Genomic DNA, 18,944 nt, shown 5'->3' with positions numbered 1-18,944 from the left:
ATGGCTATCAGAGATTCGCTTTACTACTGCTAGTTAGAACCTTTGCTTAGAGCTCATTACCGCTTTTTGACTTCCTCCCCTCCCTAAAAGTGAAGGGGATTCCTACTAAAGACGGCCAAGCCCGACCGCGAGAATGTTTTTTGCTCCATTAACGTCTCTGTTATGGACAGTTTGACAAGAACTGCAAAGCCATTCTCTGATTCCAAGATCTGCTCTACCTTTCGGACTGTTTTGGCGTGAGCCGCAACACGAGCAGGTTTGGGTGGTGTACGCTTCATTGACTTCGATATAGTGGCAACCTGCGTTCGCGCATTTGTAATCCAGTTGCCGCTTAATCTCAAACCAACCCGCGTCATAGACGGATTTGGCAAGTTTGCTTGAAGTAAATGATTGTGATTTTATTTTACCAACAACAATTAAGCTGTTGGCTTTGACAAGTTTATTAGTGAATTTATGAATGAGGTCTTGGCGGGTATTTTTGATCTTGGCGTGAATAGCCTTAACCCGCTTTTTGTTGTTAGCCCGCTGAGCAATGGCCAGTTTTTCAGCATATTTATGGGTCAATTTAGTGGTTAGTACATCACCATCACTACTCACTGCTGCATCTTTGCAGCCTAAATCAATACCAGCTCGACCGTCACCACATGCTGTTTTTGGAAATTCTTTAACGGTAATACAGGCATACCAATGACCACGAGCATCTTGCACCAGCTCACAAGTATTAATGCTGTAGAGCGCTAAGTTGTAGCTGTCCCAGAGATCTATGGTGAGTTTCTGGCCTTTGGCAAGGCTGAGCTGAATGGTGGACTTTAAGCTCTTTTTACCAGTCTGTCTGGTTGCTAGGTGCTTGATGGCGGTCTTTTTAAACGGTATCCAGCCTAGACTTTTACGTTTAGCTTTAGGGTGGTTGGTACGCCAATTTAACTTGGCTTTCTTAAATTGTTTGCGGCTTTTGGCATGGGTTTCCGCCATAGCTTGCAAGGTTTGGCTATGCAAGTTTAGATATTCACCCGCACCTTTGGTGTAGTTGGCTAGGTCGTAGGCTGAAAAGAAGAGTCCTGTGCGCTGCAAGTGTTTAAAACTGAGCTCATTGACGTAATTCCAGACAAAGTTAACCGACCCAGCCAAGATATTTAGCTGATTAGCGTGTTTGTCTTTGATGCGTAGTTTGAGCGTTTTCATTAGGTAATTATGAGCTCAAAGAGTTTGGTTGACAAGGCTGTTTGAGGCTGAGCGACACTAGCTGACGCCTGATATCCATGCCCTAGAAATGACGTGGTTTTACGGCGCTTTTTGATAAAGATTCAGCAGCTTGCTCTAAGCCAAATGATAACGTAAAATTCCTGATGGGTCCGAGTCATCGCAGACCACTTGACCGCTATTGACTAAAAAAGTAACGTGCGCAAAGGTTTCTTCAAGAGCAAGACAGCGTGCAAAGCCGCGCTTATTCTTCCAGCCTAATACCGTACTTAAGCCATTTACGGTATGCCACTCAGTGAGGCTTGCTAGCAGTTTCTCTAAGCAGTGTTGGTGATGCGCTATGACTTGTTGCACTCGCTGCTCGCCATGATATAAAGGCTTATTGTGCGCAGGTAAGACTAAAGCTTTGGGGCTTATCCAGTCTAGCATATCATTTAAGCTATACAGCCAACCGGCTAGAGGGTCAGCCTCTTGGCTCATATAACTAATGCCAACAAAGGGAGTAATATGAGCAATGATTTGGTCGCCTGAGATTAAAATATCGCCTGAGGCTTTTTGTAGACAGATATGCTCTATAGAATGCCCTGATCCAGACCAAAGACTCCAAGGCGCGCCTCCTATCTGTATGGTATCACCAGACTTTACGAGGGTTACCTCAGTAGGTAGTGGCCCATAAAGCGTATCAAAAAATGATAAACCCTCCTCTAAGCCTTCCATGTCTGCTGGTGATGCATCCAACTGCTGATAAAATCGATTTAGACCCTCATAGTCTTTAGTATTACGATAGTTTTGCTCATTCAGCGCTTGACGCATTTCCTTTTCAGAAATATATAGAGGCGCAGCGCAATAGTCCTGTAGCCATCCAGCTAGCCCTATGTGATCTGGATGAGAATGGGTAACTAGAATACCCGTTACTTTGGCTTTACCCGGTAAGTTACTTAATAAGGTTTTCCAAAGCTCCTGATTTTCAGTCGATTGTGGGCCAGTATCGACAATAAACCAGCCGTCAGTATCTTCAATAAGATAGATGTTAATGTGATCAAGTTTGCCCGGTATCTTCATCCGAGTCCACAGCACCCCATCAGCGACCCTAATTAACTCACCAAAATCTGGTGGGTTAAATCTATTATTTAGTTTATTCATGCTGTTACCTGATAGCTATTGTTCAGATTTTTGATGTTAGTTAAAACAGTATTGAGAGGTATAATGAATTGAACTATTAAGCAAATAATTACTTAATAATAAATTTACTTTAAAAAAATAAGCTATAAGCCTTTAGATGAAAAGCTTATAGCTATGCCTAACTTAACGTAATTTATGAGACTTTATTTTGCGGCATAGGATAGCTTTAATCCTACAAGATAAGCATCATTGTCTTCAAATTGACCGATTTTCGTACCACTAGAAGCCAATAGACCTTCTGCATCGCCTAACATCAGATACTTAGCACCAGCAGATACTGCCCACTCAGGCGTCAAATTATATTTTGCCCCAAGGCCAACGCTATAATAGCCTTCGGTAGGTCCTAAAGGTGACACTGGATTACCAGCACCGCTATCCCAACCAATCGAACCTGATACCGCGAATTTTGGCGTTAGACGCTTACCCAATCCTACTTCAAGCATATAAGAGTCTTTATCATATTCCAACAGCCTTACTTCGTCTACAACCTTACCTTGTAAAGCATTTAAAGCGACGCCATTTTCATCTAACAAGGGCGGCGTTATATTAAAACCACTCCAAGGAACCCAGCGAGCTTTGGCGGTTAATAAGGTAGTGGGATTAAGACCGGTTTGAAAGTCAATATTTACTGATTTAGGGGTAGTAAGCTCTTTTTCCTTAGTTTGGGTGGCATCTAATCGTAGTGCGGGCGGTAATTGAGTGTTGACACCAATAATGTATGGCATAGACTCTGCATAATTCACATCATGGTCAATTTCTGAACGATAAGTAATCGCCGCTTTTAAGCCGATTTCAGGCTTAACGTAAGCTGCCCCAACCATGTAACCATAAGCCTCATTTTTTGGGATGTTAAGCGTGTAACCGTTTACAGCAGCAAGTGCTGGGTTTTTACTATTAATGGCCAATTCACCCTCAATTTTTTGTAGTACTGGGCCACCATAAATTTTGAAGTTGTTATTAGCTCCTAAATTAACGCCTAATAAGCCTGTGAAATTATCTGTACTGACATCAACTACCGTTTGTTTACGATCATTGTTTACAGCATTGATGTTAGTAAGTGAGTTGTCACCTTGGTAAAGAATTTTGGCACCCAAAGGTTGGTCATAAAATACGCCAACACTAAACCTGTCATTGATGTCAGTTTTGACACCGTAACCATAGCCTTCATACTTTTCCCCAATATCGGGTATATTGTCGCCGTTTGACTCTTTGCCTGAGATATCAGGACTAATTTGATAGGCACTGATATAAGCTATGGTACCACTAGAGCTAAAATCCTCACTCGGTTGACCCGAACGATCTAGCCCTGCAGCGCCTGCAAGTGAAGTTAAAGATAGAGCGGCAAGCGCGCAGGAAAGTTTAGATAAGTTTAAATTCGACATTTTGTGTTCTCCTTGATAGTCAGAATAAATGACATCCATTGTCATCCAGTAATTCACTGCTTTAGTACTACCTATAAAAAATCTTACCGTAAAAAAGCTATCTTTAATAAACCTCGCAGTTGAAAATCATAAACTATATTGCCACTAAGCTTCATTAGCCGCTTTTCTCAGCTCATGGCGCAGTATTTTGCCAACGGTTGATTTAGGTAACTCTGCTATAAACTCGATATGGCGTGGGCATTTATAGGCCGCCAAACTTTCTTTACAGAACGCTTTAATATCACTTTCATTCAAACTTTTATCAGATTTTACGATGTAAACTTTGATCGATTGACCTTGTAACTCGTCTTCTACACCAACTACCGAACATTCGGCTACCTTGGGATGTGCTTCGATGACGTTTTCGACTTCGTTAGGGTAAACATTAAAACCGCTAACGATAATCATGTCTTTTTTGCGGTCATAAATCTTGATAGCGCCCTGCTCATTCATAGAAGCGATATCACCTGTTTTTAAATAGCCATCTGCGGTAAAAAATTGACTACTATCCATGTTATGATAGTGTGTAATGACATTATCGCCTTTGATGCACATCTCACCAACCTCACCTATGGTAAGGATATTACCCTCATCATCACGAATATCGATATCTACTCCAGGTAGAGGCAAGCCGACGTTACCACTGTACTCAGTACCATCGAATGGATTAGCGGTCCCAACCCCAAGCGTCTCTGACATCCCCCAACCTTCAAGGATAGGTAAGCCGGTGACTTCAAGCCAGCGCTTAGCAGTTTCGGGTGTCGCAGCCATACCGCCTACTAAGGTCAATTTGCATTCAGAAAAGTCCAACTTCCTAAATTCAGCATTATTCACTAAGGCTTGAAACAAGGTGTTAACGCCAGGCAATAGATGGAAAGGACGCTTGGCTAATATTTTGACAAATCCAGGGATATCACGTGGATTTGTGATTAAGGTTAGATGTTGCCCCACACTTAATCCTACCATCGAGCAAATAAAGGCATAGATATGATAAAGCGGCAAAGCAATAATGCTGTGCATCTGCGTATTAGCAGACATATTGGCATAAACAGGTTTGAACCATTCAATGAACTGGTAAGTGGCTATCGCAACATTTCGATTAGTGATTAAAATACCTTTAGCCACACCAGTAGTGCCGCCGGTATATTGCAACATCAGCAAGTCATCGGCTTCTGCAGTAGGTCGAGAATAGGGTAAGCTTTTGGCTTGTTTTAAGACAGATTTATAGCTAATTACCTTATAACTAGGATTGGGTTTTAACTCGTAGCTTGGAATTGCTTTTTTTACATATTTTGCGGCGATATCTACGAGTGTACCTTTTGCAGATCCGAGCATATCCCCTATTTTACTAATGACCACGGTTTTGACTGGTGTCTCTTTAACTATTTTTTCGAGTGTATTACAGAAGGGTTCTAAGATAAATATTGCTGACGCATTAGAATCAACCAATTGGTGCTTTAGTTCACGGGGACTGTATAGTGGGTTAATTAAGGTCGTTACCATGCCCGCACGAATTACTCCTATGACAACAGGTAGGTATTGATTGACATTAGGCATCATAATCCCTATAACTGACCCCTTCGCTAGTCCTAGACTTTGAATCCAAGCGGCAATAGTTAATGATATTTTGTCAATTTGCCCATAGGTGTAAGTGACTCCCATATTAGTAATAAAATCTTGATTGGCATATTCAGATAGTTTGTCATCGAAGATGTCAATAATTGTATTATGTAACGGCGCTATCTGTGCTTCTACTCCGCTGGGGTAACTCTGTGTCCAAAACTTATCCATAACTTACCTTCCTTGGTAATTAATTTAAAAATAGATAATGTTAAAGCTGGGTATATAAAAGCTAGTCTTTGATATCTTGCCAGCCTAGGGTCGTGTGATGCTGGTCTTGATGAGCAAATAACGGGTGTGCTTTGGCCTCCTCAAGTGTCAGCACTGGAGTCACGCAGACATCTGCTGATTCAAAAGCTTGCTGCCAGATTTCAAGCGGCTGGCTAGCAAAGGTTTCAGCAATAGTTTTAGCCGCCTCTTTACTAGCTGGCGTGTTTGGCATAACACCCATTTGCCAGTGTGCGGTTTTTAAGTCCGGTAGTTGCAATACCTCACATAACCCCTGCCAGAATTTCAACTCTAACGAGCCGACCGCCATATAACGACCGTCTGAGGTTTGATATAGGCGATAACAAGGCAATAGCCCACCTAAGAAGTCATAGTGCGGCGGCGGATTTTGACCGGAGAAGCTTTTGACTAGCGTTCCTGTCGCTTTGGGCATGATCATATGATTATATAAACTATGGGTCATACTTACCGCGACATGCCGTCCTTTGCCGGTGCGCTGGGCGGCGAATACAGCAGCGAGTAAGGCTATTACCGCGGTATCACTACCACCGGCCAAATCTGCAAACTGCACATTGGGCATGGCTTGCTCACCCTTTGCTGTCCGTAACTGGTCAAGCACCCCACTCATCGCCATAAAGTTGATATCATGACCGGCTTTGTCAGCCCACCCATGCTTAATGTCACTATTTTCTGCTGCTAGTCCATACCCCGTAATTGATACCATGACCAATTTAGGGTTTATAGCATGAATGGTTTTGGCATCTAATCCCATACCTTCTAGTACGCCTGGGCGAAAGCTATCGAGCATGACATCAGCATCTGCAATATGAGCTTTGATAGATTCGATACCTTTTGGATCTCGAAAGTCTATTTTCTCAATAGTTTTTCCGTGGTTTAAGGCTTCGAACAATCCACCCAAAGCGCGAGCAGGGTCACCATTTTTTGGCTCAATCTTTGTGATCTCTGCACCTAAATCAGCAAGCAAACGTGTCGCAAAAGGCCCAGGTAGATTGCGGGTCAAATCAATGACTCGCAATCCTTGTAAGCAGTCGCTCATTTGACTAATAGCTGATGATGTATTTGAAATATCATTATTAGCCATCAACAAACTCCTCGTCTTTTTCAGCCATCTTCACCAAGATGTTTGCAGGCTCAAAACGCTCGCCATATTGCTCTGCTAGCTCACGGCTGCGGGCTACAAACTTATCTACGCCCATAGAGTTAATAAATTGTAAGGTACCACCTTGATGCGGGGAAAATCCCCAGCCAAAGATAGAACCGATATTGGTATCAGCCACAGAACGCACCACATTTTCCTCATAGCACTTAGCGGACTCATTGGCCTGAATAAACATCAAACGATCGACTAAATCTTGTTGCGAAGGTTGTTCTGCTGTGGTTGGATAAAGCGTAGTCAGCTCGGACCATAAGTGCTTATCACCCTTTTCTGGATAGTCATAAAAGCCTTTGCCGTTCTTTTTACCTTCACGATCATGCTCATTGACAAAGGTATTGAGAATATCATAGGAGGGAGGCATGTCCATCGTTCTGCCTTCAGCTTCCATATCCTTCTGTTGCTGTTCGATGACATGCAAGGCTAGACTCAATGACACTTCATCTTGTAGCGCTAATGGTGGCATTGGCATACCTGTTTTCATGCCAGCAACTTCGATACTACGTGGATGCACGCCCTCGCCCAACATTGCTACGCCTTCTGACACATAAGTGCCAAAGACCCGCGAAGTATAAAACCCGCGACTATCATTGACAACGATAGGCGTTTTACCTATTTGCACTACATAGTCAAAAGCTCTGGCTAAAGTTTCATCATCGGTTTTTTCGCCAACAATAATCTCAACCAGTGGCATTTTATCGACTGGTGAGAAGAAATGTAGCCCAATAAATTGCTGCGGACGTTTGCTTGCTTCAGCTAATCCCGTTATCGGTAAGGTTGAAGTGTTGGATGCATAGACGGCTGATTCAGGAATGACCGCTTCAGATTGCTGCGTACATTTTGCCTTGATTTCACGGTTTTCAAACACCGCTTCAATAATCAGGTCGCAGTCTGCCAAATCATCATAAGAAACGGTTGGCTTAATACGCTCTAGTAGTGCCTGCTTTTTATCTTCGGTAGAGCGTTTACGACTGATCGCTTTATCTAAGATATTAGTAGAGTAAGCTTTACCTTTTTCAGCACCGGCTATTTCGGTATCTAATAGCACAACGTTTATACCTGCTTTGGCAGTGACATAAGCGATCCCTGCACCCATCATGCCGGCACCGAGAATACCGACCTTCTTAGTTTTATAGCGCTCAAAGCCGTCTGGACGTGACTGGCCTTTTTTGATGCTATTAAGCTGAGTCCAAAGGGTACCGATCATATTTTTAGATTCAGCAGACAGCACACAAGCGACAAAGAATCGTGATTCGATCTTTAATCCAGTATCTATATCGACGATACAGCCTTCAAAGACACTGGACATGATATGGGTGATCGCTGGATAGTTGCCATGTGACTTTTGATTGGCCATAGCAGGAGCGATAGAGAATACTTGCACCACTTTAGGATGCATGCTATTACCGCCAGGAATTTTGAAGCCTTTTTTGTCCCAAGGTTGCTGTACTTTCGGGTTGGCTTTGATCCACTCTTTTGCCTGCACTAACATGTCATCGTTATCAGTAGCGGTAGCATCAATAAGACCAATGTCCATTGCTGCTTTAGGACGTAGCTCTAATCCTTGCGTCATTAGCTCAAGAGCTTTTTGAATACCAACTAATCTAGGTAGACGCTGAGTACCACCGCCACCTGGCAACAATCCTAATTTGACTTCAGGCAAACCCAGTTTAGTTTTAGGACTATCAATTGCTATGCGATAATGACACGCCAAGGCAATCTCCAAACCACCACCTAGAGCCGTTCCTGTCATGGCAGCAACTACTGGCTTACCTGAAGTTTCAAGTTTACGCAGGCTACTTTTTAAATCCTCGACCAAATCAAAGGCTTGTTCAGCCGTTTCTATTTTAGAGAGTTGATCAATATCTGCACCAACGACAAAGGTGTCTTTTGCCGACGTCAGGATTAAGCCTTTAGCAGACTCATCACTGATAAAGCTTTCAGTCAAGGCGGAAAAAGCGTCTGTAAAACCATCACCGATGACATTCATTTTGCGATCGCTTTGATCGATAGTTACGGTGATAATGCCGTCATCGTCACGCTGCGCTGAAAAATTTGTTAGCTTATTTATAGCATCGATGCTGTCTATAGCGCTACTTGCTGTATTTGTAGTCATTTTTTATCCTTTAAATGATCTCAAAGTCATCATTTTTTATTCAATAAATAGCGGTTTTATACCCGCTCAATAATAGTCGCAATACCCATGCCACCACCTACGCACAGAGTAATCATCGCCGTTTTGAGGTCACGGCGCTCTAGCTCATCAAGCACGGTAGTCATAAGCATAGCGCCCGTTGCACCTAGCGGATGACCCATGGCGATAGCTCCACCATTGACGTTGACGATATCTAGAGAGATGCCAAAGTCATTAGCGGTATTCAGTGGTACGACAGCAAAAGCTTCGTTAATTTCCCAAAGATCGATATCTGAGGCTTTCATCCCAGCTTTATCTAATGCTTTTTGGCAGGCAGGCGTAGGACCCGTTAGCATAATGGCCGGTTCTGAACCTATGACTGCAGCCATAGTGATTTTGGCACGCGGTTTGAGACCGGCTTTTTTGCCAGCAGCAGCGCTACCGACTAAACATAATGCCGCACCGTCAACGATACCTGAAGAGTTTCCAGCATGATGGACGTGGTTTACTTTTTCAATGGTAGTGTATTTATCCAAGATAACGCTATTGAAACCCATCTGACCTGGCATAATAAACGAGGGATTCAATCCTGCTAAAGTCTCCACCGTAGTACTCGGACGGATAGTCTCATCTTTATCTAGTAGCAGCATGCCATTGAGGTCTTTAACAGGAACTACTGATTTATCAAAGTAGCCTTTTTCCCAAGCATTAGCAGCGCGGCGATGTGATTCAGTGGCGAATTCATCGACATCAGTTCGACTAAAACCTTTGAGCGTTGCAATAGTATCAGCACCTACTCCTTGTGGTACAAAGGCAGTCGCTGCGTTGACTCGCGGATCCATGTACCAAGCACCGCCGTCTGATCCCATTGGGACACGGCTCATGGATTCGACGCCACCAGCCACTACCATCTCTTCCATACCAGACATAACTTTAGCGGCAGCCAGATTAATGGACTCAAGCCCTGAAGCACAATATCTAGAAAGCGTTACGCCAGCAACGCTTTGATCCCAACCCGCATCGAGTACTGCAATGCGAGCAATATCAGCCCCTTGTTCGCCAACTGGCGTAACGCAGCCTAATACAACATCATCGACTAAGCTAGTGTCTAAACCATGACGCTGCTCCATTTCCTGTAATAAACCACGAACTAGCCATATGGGTGAAGCTTGGTATAGAGAGCCATCTTTTTTGCCCTTACCACGCGGCGTACGAATACTGTCATAGATGTAAGCGGTCTCAGTCATAAAAAAATCCTTTTTTTCTTAAAATGGGTAGTAAATATCAAATTAACAACTAAATTTATTATAAAATAGAATCTTACTAATAATGCTAGCTTTACTCTATCTTAATTCTAGCTATAAGTTTACATAAAGCGCGCCGCAAGTTCTTTCATGATCTCATTGGTGCCGCCATATATCTTTTGTACCCGAGCATCGGCATACAGACGCGCAATAGGATACTCTTTCATATAACCATAACCCCCAAACAGTTGCACACACTCATCTATCACATCACACTGCTTTTCAGTGACCCAGTATTTAATTAGTGAGGCATGAGGAATAGAGAGCCTTTTCTCCATGATGGCATCTATCGCCAAATCACACATACTATGCGCGGCTAAATAATTAGCGTAGCATTCTGCCATTTTAAATTTGGTATTTTGAAATTTCCAAATAGGTTTGCCAAAAGCTTCACGTTGTTTGACATAATCAAGAGTAATATTAATAGCCAGCTTCATAGCCCCAATGCCTGTTAGCGCAATAATTAAGCGCTCACGAGGGAGCTCTTGCATCATCTGAATAAAACCCATCCCTTCTATTGGGCCTAAAAGATTCTTTTGCGGCACACGCATATTGCTAAAGAAAAGCTCTGAAGTATCCTGAGAAGGTAGGCCAACTTTATCCAAATTACGACCACGCTCAAATCCTTCTAGGTTGTCGGTCTCTACTATAATAAGCGAGACACCTTGAGCGCCTTTATCACGATCCGTTTTACACGCGAGCAGAATTAGATTGGCATGCTGACCATTGGTGATAAAAGTTTTTGAGCCATTAATGATGTAGTCATCGCCATCTTTTACCGCATAAGTTTTGAGCGCTTGTAAATCAGAGCCTGTACCCGGTTCAGTCATCGCGATAGCTGCGATATATTCACCGCTAGCCATTTTCGGTAACCACTCTTTCTTCTGCTCTTCGGTAGCATGATTTAAAAGGTAAGGAGCGACGATACCTGAGTGCACAATCCCCCCAAAACCTGACTGATTAGATTCTGCTTGGGCATAAATAATCGCTACTTCATCACGAAAATCGCCACCACCACCACCATACTCTTCAGGCATTGAGGCACACAAAAAACCGTTTTCGCCTGCTTCATTCCAAGCCTCACGGTCGATCATGCCATTTTTTCGCCATTGTTCGTCTTTTGGTTCCCAACCTTTGAACATTTTGAGCGCATTCTCGTATACCATTTTGCGCTCTTCAGTCATCCAGTTTGGGGCTAAGTTCTCAATACTCATAGTGTCTTTCCTTGACGAGGTTATAGAGTGATAGTTAAGTGATTTGAAACTTGCATATAAAATCTAATAATAAATATTATAATAGTAATTATAATTACCGTAAAATAAATGTTAGTTATCGTTTTTAAGCGTTTGATATTATGATATATACTAGGATAGTAAATATTCTATTGCAACCAACATTTTTGTAATAGTAATTATAATTACTATTACGGTTTAGTAGTGTATCAGAAAGTATGCTGAGGAAATAAAAGGAGGGTGACAGTCAAAGCAAAACGATTATCTGAGATAATGAAGACACAAATAGATATTAGCTACCCCGACTGTCACAGTTCCAGTTTTTTCAATCAACAATATATAAAGCTATGGCAAGCAGAACTACCGGTGTAAAGACTGCAAGCGTCAATTTATTGGCGACCATGCGTTAACCTACCAAAGTTGTCACTCTAGAATAGAGGATAAAATACGGCTGATGACGGTTTGACCCCTGCCGTCAAAACCGTAGAAACAAACTTGGGCGGTTTTAGTTACGCAGCCTATGACTAATCATCTTCCTCCTACATTGGAGAGCCATAAGCTAGTGTCCTTTCTCTACTACTCTCACCGAGATATAGCCCGAGCTCAAGCAAAGAACGCACATACTGCCATTACTGACATTTACTTAACTGAGCTGGTGCTCGATAGTTTGATTGGTTTGGCCAATAGTCAGGGTCATGAAATAAGTGATATGGAGAGCCTATATGAGTTTAGTGAAATGGCACGTGTACCGACGCATTTAAGCTTTGGTAAACATAAGGGTGAGGCTATTGTAGATTTAGCCACATTAAAGACAGTCGTAACACCAATTTAACGGGTGAAGCACTGCGGGCACATATGGAAAAACGCTGATGGCAAGGCAGTGACAATGCTAAGCAAGCGGTTCATATGCAATTGGCGCACAACTACACCAAATTACATCAAGGTAAAGCCAAACCAGATCTGCAAGGTGTGCTTGAGTTTATGCGTTTATTGAATACCTCACAGCGTCTGTATAATCAGATTTATTTATCTAAAGCCAGTCAAGCTGAAAAGAATGAATTGGGTTTAGGTGCGTTTAATCAGAAAAACCTAAGTCGTCCAGATATGCTGTATGTACTCAGCTCTAAAATAATCGGCTATGACTTAAAGGCAATGTTCGCGCTATATGGTCTACCTACCACCGAAACTGCACAGGCTTCTATTGCGCTGCTGAAGTCACCTGAAGCACCATTGAATTTTTATACTCAGCCTGTAAATCGCGCTAATCATTTAAACGAAGGCACTTGGGTAACGCTGCCAACTACAGGGCCAATTGACAACTATCCAAATTAAATCTTGTTTTTAATACGCTAGACAAAAAAAGCCACTTTCATTCAATGAAAGTGGCTTTCTTATTAACAGAGTATGGGTAGTGTCCCTATTTTTGCTTGAGTTAATGAGTAGACAATCAATATGCCGAAGGAATCACGGTTATCATCAGATATCAGCAGTATATTTTGCTTCTGTCACCGAAACCTTCTCTCAAGAAAGTCGGTCTGAGGTAATCTCCGGGCTGCTCACTATCGACTATCTCTTTATTCTGCTTAGAGTAAAAGCGGAAATTGATAGACTCCCGCATATATCAATGTGCCAATCAGCACACAGACAACACTGAGCCAAACAAGATAAATATGACAGGGTAACCAATCTATTTGCCAGTTAACTTTACTCCTCACGCTCAACCACTCTGTTACGCTAATCGCTAGCGTGAGCCATAACGTACCTACTAAATAACCTCCCAGTACATCACTCAAATAGTGCTCATTTAGTACGATTCTGCTTAACCCTATCATTATAGCGAAAAAGACGGCAATCACCGCTATACGGACTTGTCGGATAAAGCTGTGGCTAAAACGGATAGCCATGTAGGCAATAAACCCATATAACGCAACCGTAACCGTCGCATGTCCACTTGGAAAGGAGTTTGTCTGTTCAAACAGTAAAATATCTGCTGGTCGGGCGCGCTGAAACAACAGTTTACTGAGGAAGGTAAATACCGTACTTCCTAAAGTAGCTATTAGTAATCCAATGACTATATAGCGTTGGCGAATCACCCAGCAGAATATACAGGTTAAAAGTGCCACTAAGCATGTAATGGGCGTAGAGCCCAAACTGGTAATGAAAATAAAGAAATTTACGACTGATGATTCGCTCAGTAGAGCCATCTGGTGTGACACAAAGTAGTCTATTGCCACGATAGAGTCTGACGTGACGACATCTTCAACCAATCCAAGAAACAACGCCAACGTATAGCCCATGACTAGCAACAGAAACGTCAGAGGTAAGCCATAAAAATGCTGGATATGAAGTCTTTGCCAAAACAAATGATATAGTTTTGGGTAATCATTTTTTAATACGATCAGTCGTTTGCTTAGGCCAATAGACTTGTCAAATGACAGCCAATAACGCATTACGTGAGCAAGTAATTTCTTGCCATAATGAATAACGCAGTATTGCAGAATCCATAAAAAAATAATCACTAATAAAACCAAACCACTTAAGATAACTAACTGCTGGTTGGTTTGAATGACAGTGAACATGAATAAGAACCCTCTTTTAGGGACATTTTTTGTAGATATATAGTCGATCTACTATCAAAAAACACAGTGCTACTGGGATAAGTTTTGCGCTGCCTCTGTCTGACGAAGAGCACAGCAAGCAAGGAAAATTTATCCCAGTAGCGCGTTATAATATTTGACCTTATTTTATTTAGGACTGGCTATAGAGTTTTTAGGCCAGTATAAACGATAGACGCAGCTTATCCGTTCATCTCAACTGTATTGGCCTACGACATGCTTTAAATTAAGCCATGGCATAGATTACGCTATAAGGAATACAAAAAGCGGTATTTTCTTTGATAGGTTTAAAGCAGTGTAAAACCTTGGAGAAATCAGGAACCTTCTTTTTATGAAGATTGTCCATTTCAATTTTAGTCAACTTCTTCAGAGTGCGTGAGTTAAGTTTTATGATCTCTGCTGGTTTGTCATTGATACTGATAGTTTCTTCTAGATCAAGCGTTTCTCCATTATCACCAAATCTAAAACTAGCATTATTGATCGTTGAGACTGTTTTATTAGAGGCTGTTATAAAATTAAGCTGCTGAACAAAGTAAACCATACTAGCGCCTGTGTTACCTTCAAAGCGACAGGGTGTTTTTGTCAGCACTTTTTTATTGGTCAGCGACACTGTAGTGCAAATTGTATCGCCCTCCACTTCAGCGACCATCGCCATTGCATTAACAGATCCTAAGAGCATAGGAAAAATAATAAGCAGTTGTTTAGTAGTCATGTGAGCAGCCTTTATTAGTCTTTAAAGTATCAAATACCATATAAAATCCGTTATCAATCACGCATTTTATTCAGTCTTCTTAACGTCTTCTTAACAGAGTAATTGCTATCTTAAAAAATGAAACCTTCCTTCATTCTATTAAGAAGTGCGTGTATGTCAAAACACTTAGTTGCTGAGCCAGCCGTTGCAGAAACCAATAATATAAGCCTTTCCAAAAATAATACTGCAACCAGCGATAAAAGCATACTCTATAATTTTGAAGTCAATATGACTTATCTTATTATCGTCGTTGTACTATATCTCGTTGCTACTGCAAATATGAGCTTCTTTAAGCAAGTACTCACTATTTATACATTTGCTAATAACATTGGCTTTATAGCTTCTCTTAGCGGCTTACTATTTGGACTGATGTGGTTGTTGTTTCAGCTATTGTGTTATCGGCCTACGGCAAAAGTAGTACTGATTACCATGGTGCTAATTGCCGCAGTATGTGGTTACTTCACTGATGCCTATGGAACGATATTTGACCGTAATATGTTGATTAACAGCTTGCAGACTGACCAAGCAGAAGCGATGGGATTGATGGCACCAAGCTTTGTTATTCGGCTGCTGTTATTAGGTGTGCTACCAGCTTTTGTTATCGGTAAAATCCGTATAAAGCGCCTCTCTGTACGTCGATCAATATTGCAAAAGCTAGTTACTTTAATAACGTCTATTGCAATAATAGCAGTCTGCCTATTACCATTTGGAGATCAATATGCCAGCTTTTTTCGCCAGCATAAGCTAGTGCGTAGTTATACCAATCCCATTACCCCTGTTTATTCTGTCATCAAACTTGGTACCGATTATGTCGATGAGCTACGCCGCCCTGATACCTTGCTACTGCATGCGACAGATGCGAAACGTACAGCACCTGTCGGTAGTACAACAAAACCTAAGCTGATGGTATTCGTAGTCGGTGAAACGGTTCGCGCTGACCATATTGGCTTAAATGGCTATAAGCGCGATACGATGCCACTGCTTGCCAGCCAGCCAGATATTTATAGCTTTAAGAATGCGACTTCTTGCGGCACCTCTACCGCTTATTCAGTACCTTGTATGTTTAGTTACTCTAATAGAGAAAACTACGACGTTGATACTGCGGAGTATAATGAAAACGTGCTAGATACGCTCAATAAGCAAGGCGTCAATGTCATTTGGCGGGATAATAACTCTAGCTCTAAAGGCGTGGCAGACCGCGTGACTGTTGAAGATTATAAAACGCCTGAGGTAAATCCAAATTGTGATGTTGAGTGTCGCGATATTGGCATGCTTAATGATTTTGATACGCTAGTCAAATCAGCGGCTAAGCCAAAGGATACACTCATTTTACTACATCAAATGGGCAATCATGGTCCTGCTTATTATAAGCGCTACCCCAAAGAGTTTGAAGAATATAAGCCAGTCTGTATGACCAATGAACTGTCCAAATGCGATGATCAGTCGGTTATTAACGGTTATGACAATGCGATTCGCTATACCGACTACTTCTTAAATGCCGTCATAGATACGCTAAAACCCTACGAGCAAGACTATGATGTGGTGATGGTATATATTAGTGATCATGGAGAAAGTTTGGGTGAAAACAATGTGTATTTACATGGTCTACCGTACGGTATTGCACCAAATGCTCAAAAGCAGGTACCAGTCATTATCTGGTCTCCTAGTAGCAACAGCATCGATAACAATAGCCTCTCTAGTATGATCAAGCAGCCAGTTTCGCATGACTTTATTACGCCAACCCTGCTAAGCTTCTTTAATATTACGAGTAAAGAAGTGGCGTCAGAACCTACTTTTTTCCAGACTACCCATTAAATTACTTTTTATCCGCCTCACGCTTTTTATAGAGTAGTAGCCATTATGTATAAAATACTTATCATTGAAGACAATCCTGATATCGTGGCAAATATCTATGCTTTTTTTGAACCAAAGGGCTTTGTGCTGGATAATGCCCATAATGGACTTAGTGGCTTGGCACTGGCAGCAAGTAATCGTTACGACGTTATACTGTTAGACGTGATGCTTCCCGGTATGGACGGTACCAAACTGTGCAAAACGCTCAGAGAAGAGCTGCATGATAAGACACCTGTATTAATGCTGACTGCGCGTGACACTGTTTTGGATAAAGTAGCAGGATTTGATAGCGGTGCTGATGATTATTTGGTCAAGCCTTTCTCATTGGTTGAATTGGAAGCACGTATCAAAGCGCTGATACGCCGCCATCAGGATGAACATTTTCAGCACAGTATTGAAGTTGGTAAGCTGTCTTTAAATACTGAGGAACATAGCATCGAACGAGAAAATAAACTGCTAAAACTCACCCCAACAGGATTCAAAATCTTACATACCTTAATGAGTGCCTCGCCTCGGGTCGTTAGTAAAACCGAGCTTGAGGAAAAAGTATGGGGACAGGATGTGCCAAGTAGTGATGCCCTTCGCACCCATTTGCATAGTGTGCGTGCACAAGTTGATAAACCGTTCGATAAAACTATGATAGTAACGATGCCTGGTGTTGGTTACCAAATTATTGATCCAGACAAGGTGTAAAGCTTCATAATAAGATTTAAATACAAAACGCTATAATGAGGAATCGTATCTGTATTTCTTCTTACTCTATCTACTACCCTACACTGCTAAGTAAATGCCATGTTCAATATAGACTCAATCGCTAATAAGTTTCGCATCTCCTATTTCTTATTTGCCTTGCTGCTCTGCACAACTTTCGTCAGTATTTTTATGTATGCTGAAGTCAGAATAGAGCAAGAGTTAGTCAAAGCTCGTCTTCTACAACAGTTAGAGCTTAGTCAAGAAAAAGAAGGTGAGCAGACGGTTTATACTGCCAATCCGGGTATTAAAATTTATCACTACGATATGGCACCAGCAAACTTACAGGCTTTAGCGACCGAAACAGTACAAGAAATACCAGTGATGGTAAACAATCAAGCTGGCAATTTTGAGACCAATTTACACTTTTTCGCCTATCAACAAAACAAAAAAGCTTATATTTTGACCTACTTAGAAGACGACGAAATGGTGATGGAAAACTATCCTGTTTTGGCAATATTTGAGCATCTAGAAGATATATTTGCGGATGCACTAAAAATTGCGGTCGTTTTGAGTTTGCTAATCGCCGCCATATTTTCACATTTATCTGCTAAGCAAATCACCAAGCCACTATTAGATTTAAAGCAAGCAGTGGAAACAGATCATCAAAACTTAACCGAATTAACCCATCTACCGTCAGAAGTTGGGGTGTTAGCGAGGGCAATTGATGAAAAAAACCATAAACTAGAGCAATATCTAAAACGCGAGCAACTATTCACAGGAGATGTCAGTCATGAGTTGCGCACACCGTTGACCATTATTATGGGCGCATCTGAGGTATTAGCCTCACAACTTGAAGACAACAGTCGCTTGAGCGAATTCGCCAACCGTATTAGCACTACCGCTAAAGAAACCTCTGAAATTATCAGTGCCTTATTACTCTTATCGCGCGCTCCTGAGCAACTGGACACACCACAAACGTCTATCAACACCATCGCCCTTAATGAAGTGTCACGCTTAAAATATTTGCTCCGCCATAAACCGGTAAATTGCAAAGTAGTCGCTGATGAAGATTATGTGGCTTATGTAAGACCTGAACTGTTAAAAATGGCATTGGGAAACTTAATAAAAAACGCCTTTCAGTACACCGATGATGGCGAAGTCATTATAACCATCGATAGTGAAAAAATCACAGTATCTGATACGGGTCTTGGCATTCCGGAGATTATGATGCCGCTACTCTATGAGAGGTTTGAGCGTCTGAAAGAGGTAAATACAGGCGATCAGGTAGAGGGAACTGGTTTGGGTCTAAGCATCGTGCAACGAATCATGGCTCATATGGATTGGCAGTTAACCCACCAAGCGAATAAAACCGGTGGTAGTACGTTTAGTATTTATTATAATAAATAATGTATATGAGTCTTTACTGTATTTCATACATCAACAAGTCAATATTGTCTTAACGTTTTCTTAATACTCACTGTCTTATACTGGTTTTATAAGAACGGTATGCTGATTTTTTAGTTGTTTTTTAAACTA

14 protein-coding genes and 2 pseudogenes are annotated in these 18,944 nt (G+C 41.7%); 6 read left to right on the top strand and 10 right to left on the bottom strand.

The genetic code is table 11. The annotated features are described in order from the left end of the window. Window positions 1-46 precede the first annotated feature (46 nt). From EPB74_RS01520 to EPB74_RS01485, 8 genes and pseudogenes are all read right to left on the bottom strand, one after another. Window positions 47-1,182: pseudogene (locus EPB74_RS01520) on the bottom strand (RNA-guided endonuclease InsQ/TnpB family protein). Window positions 1,183-1,317: 135 nt separating this feature from the next. Then, window positions 1,318-2,343 carry an MBL fold metallo-hydrolase gene (locus EPB74_RS01515; protein WP_274902362.1) on the bottom strand — a complete coding sequence of 342 codons (1,026 nt, stop codon included), beginning with the start codon at window positions 2,341-2,343 and terminating at the stop codon, window positions 1,318-1,320. Between the two features lie 182 nt (window positions 2,344-2,525). Continuing rightward, window positions 2,526-3,764, bottom strand: coding sequence for an outer membrane protein transport protein (locus EPB74_RS01510; protein ID WP_274902361.1), 1,239 nt, complete (start codon window positions 3,762-3,764; stop codon window positions 2,526-2,528). Window positions 3,765-3,908: 144 nt separating this feature from the next. Next, window positions 3,909-5,594 carry an AMP-binding protein gene (locus EPB74_RS01505; RefSeq protein WP_274902360.1) on the bottom strand — a complete coding sequence of 562 codons (1,686 nt, stop codon included), beginning with the start codon at window positions 5,592-5,594 and terminating at the stop codon, window positions 3,909-3,911. Window positions 5,595-5,655: 61 nt separating this feature from the next. Continuing rightward, the gene (locus EPB74_RS01500) at window positions 5,656-6,753 is read right to left on the bottom strand and encodes a CaiB/BaiF CoA transferase family protein (protein ID WP_274902359.1); all 1,098 of its coding nucleotides are present in this window, start codon (window positions 6,751-6,753) and stop codon (window positions 5,656-5,658) included. After that, window positions 6,746-8,941 carry a 3-hydroxyacyl-CoA dehydrogenase NAD-binding domain-containing protein gene (locus tag EPB74_RS01495; RefSeq protein WP_274902357.1) on the bottom strand — a complete coding sequence of 732 codons (2,196 nt, stop codon included), beginning with the start codon at window positions 8,939-8,941 and terminating at the stop codon, window positions 6,746-6,748. Before EPB74_RS01495 ends, EPB74_RS01500 begins: the two co-directional genes overlap by 8 nt. 56 nt (window positions 8,942-8,997) lie before the next feature. Further along, window positions 8,998-10,206, bottom strand: coding sequence for an acetyl-CoA C-acetyltransferase (locus tag EPB74_RS01490; RefSeq protein WP_274902356.1), 1,209 nt, complete (start codon window positions 10,204-10,206; stop codon window positions 8,998-9,000). A 119-nt stretch (window positions 10,207-10,325) separates the two neighbouring features. Continuing rightward, window positions 10,326-11,477 carry an acyl-CoA dehydrogenase family protein gene (locus tag EPB74_RS01485; protein WP_274902354.1) on the bottom strand — a complete coding sequence of 384 codons (1,152 nt, stop codon included), beginning with the start codon at window positions 11,475-11,477 and terminating at the stop codon, window positions 10,326-10,328. A gap of 361 nt (window positions 11,478-11,838) precedes the next feature. On the opposite strand from EPB74_RS01485, the pseudogene EPB74_RS01480 reads away from it, so the two are divergent. The 3 genes and pseudogenes from EPB74_RS01480 to EPB74_RS01470 all read left to right on the top strand — a co-directional run. Further along, window positions 11,839-11,958, top strand: a pseudogene (locus tag EPB74_RS01480) (IS1/IS1595 family N-terminal zinc-binding domain-containing protein); the annotation flags it as partial. A gap of 99 nt (window positions 11,959-12,057) precedes the next feature. Next, complete coding sequence (locus EPB74_RS01475) at window positions 12,058-12,327, top strand: hypothetical protein (RefSeq protein WP_274902353.1); 270 nt, start codon at window positions 12,058-12,060, stop codon at window positions 12,325-12,327. Window positions 12,328-12,401: 74 nt separating this feature from the next. Beyond that, window positions 12,402-12,827, top strand: a complete 426-nt coding sequence (locus tag EPB74_RS01470) for a hypothetical protein (protein WP_274902351.1) — start codon at window positions 12,402-12,404, stop codon at window positions 12,825-12,827. A gap of 251 nt (window positions 12,828-13,078) precedes the next feature. Here the strand turns inward: EPB74_RS01470 and EPB74_RS01465 are convergent, their stop codons facing one another. Together EPB74_RS01465 and EPB74_RS01460 are read right to left on the bottom strand one after the other, a co-directional pair. Next, the gene (locus EPB74_RS01465; protein WP_274902350.1) at window positions 13,079-14,074 is read right to left on the bottom strand and encodes a phosphatase PAP2 family protein; all 996 of its coding nucleotides are present in this window, start codon (window positions 14,072-14,074) and stop codon (window positions 13,079-13,081) included. 262 nt (window positions 14,075-14,336) lie between these two features. Further along, window positions 14,337-14,822 (bottom strand): hypothetical protein, encoded by a 486-nt coding sequence (locus tag EPB74_RS01460; RefSeq protein ID WP_274902349.1) that lies wholly within the window; start codon window positions 14,820-14,822, stop codon window positions 14,337-14,339. Window positions 14,823-14,975: 153 nt separating this feature from the next. On the opposite strand from EPB74_RS01460, the gene EPB74_RS01455 reads away from it, so the two are divergent. From EPB74_RS01455 to EPB74_RS01445, 3 genes are all read left to right on the top strand, one after another. Then, complete coding sequence (locus EPB74_RS01455) at window positions 14,976-16,676, top strand: phosphoethanolamine transferase (RefSeq protein WP_274902348.1); 1,701 nt, start codon at window positions 14,976-14,978, stop codon at window positions 16,674-16,676. 45 nt (window positions 16,677-16,721) lie between these two features. Then, window positions 16,722-17,408 carry a response regulator transcription factor gene (locus tag EPB74_RS01450; RefSeq protein ID WP_274902347.1) on the top strand — a complete coding sequence of 229 codons (687 nt, stop codon included), beginning with the start codon at window positions 16,722-16,724 and terminating at the stop codon, window positions 17,406-17,408. 99 nt (window positions 17,409-17,507) lie between these two features. After that, the gene (locus EPB74_RS01445; RefSeq protein WP_274902346.1) at window positions 17,508-18,815 is read left to right on the top strand and encodes a sensor histidine kinase; all 1,308 of its coding nucleotides are present in this window, start codon (window positions 17,508-17,510) and stop codon (window positions 18,813-18,815) included. Window positions 18,816-18,944 lie beyond the last annotated feature (129 nt).

Origin of the sequence: Psychrobacter sp. DAB_AL62B, assembly GCF_028895345.1 — a bacterium.
Taxonomy (GTDB): domain Bacteria; phylum Pseudomonadota; class Gammaproteobacteria; order Pseudomonadales; family Moraxellaceae; genus Psychrobacter.
Note: the sequence above shows the minus strand (reverse complement) of the source record. Positions and strands in the feature narration are given on the sequence as shown.

What these genes read in the sequence shown, in the direction of transcription:
- EPB74_RS01515 (WP_274902362.1), bottom strand. Translation starts at nt 2,343, where the DNA reads ATGAATAAACTAAATAATAGATTTAACCCACCAGATTTTGGTGAGTTA.
- EPB74_RS01510 (WP_274902361.1), bottom strand. Translation starts at nt 3,764, where the DNA reads ATGTCGAATTTAAACTTATCTAAACTTTCCTGCGCGCTTGCCGCTCTA.
- EPB74_RS01505 (WP_274902360.1), bottom strand. Translation starts at nt 5,594, where the DNA reads ATGGATAAGTTTTGGACACAGAGTTACCCCAGCGGAGTAGAAGCACAG.
- EPB74_RS01500 (WP_274902359.1), bottom strand. Translation starts at nt 6,753, where the DNA reads ATGGCTAATAATGATATTTCAAATACATCATCAGCTATTAGTCAAATG.
- EPB74_RS01495 (WP_274902357.1), bottom strand. Translation starts at nt 8,941, where the DNA reads ATGACTACAAATACAGCAAGTAGCGCTATAGACAGCATCGATGCTATA.
- EPB74_RS01490 (WP_274902356.1), bottom strand. Translation starts at nt 10,206, where the DNA reads ATGACTGAGACCGCTTACATCTATGACAGTATTCGTACGCCGCGTGGT.
- EPB74_RS01485 (WP_274902354.1), bottom strand. Translation starts at nt 11,477, where the DNA reads ATGAGTATTGAGAACTTAGCCCCAAACTGGATGACTGAAGAGCGCAAA.
- EPB74_RS01470 (WP_274902351.1), top strand. Translation starts at nt 12,402, where the DNA reads ATGCAATTGGCGCACAACTACACCAAATTACATCAAGGTAAAGCCAAA.
- EPB74_RS01465 (WP_274902350.1), bottom strand. Translation starts at nt 14,074, where the DNA reads ATGTTCACTGTCATTCAAACCAACCAGCAGTTAGTTATCTTAAGTGGT.
- EPB74_RS01460 (WP_274902349.1), bottom strand. Translation starts at nt 14,822, where the DNA reads ATGACTACTAAACAACTGCTTATTATTTTTCCTATGCTCTTAGGATCT.
- EPB74_RS01455 (WP_274902348.1), top strand. Translation starts at nt 14,976, where the DNA reads ATGTCAAAACACTTAGTTGCTGAGCCAGCCGTTGCAGAAACCAATAAT.
- EPB74_RS01450 (WP_274902347.1), top strand. Translation starts at nt 16,722, where the DNA reads ATGTATAAAATACTTATCATTGAAGACAATCCTGATATCGTGGCAAAT.
- EPB74_RS01445 (WP_274902346.1), top strand. Translation starts at nt 17,508, where the DNA reads ATGTTCAATATAGACTCAATCGCTAATAAGTTTCGCATCTCCTATTTC.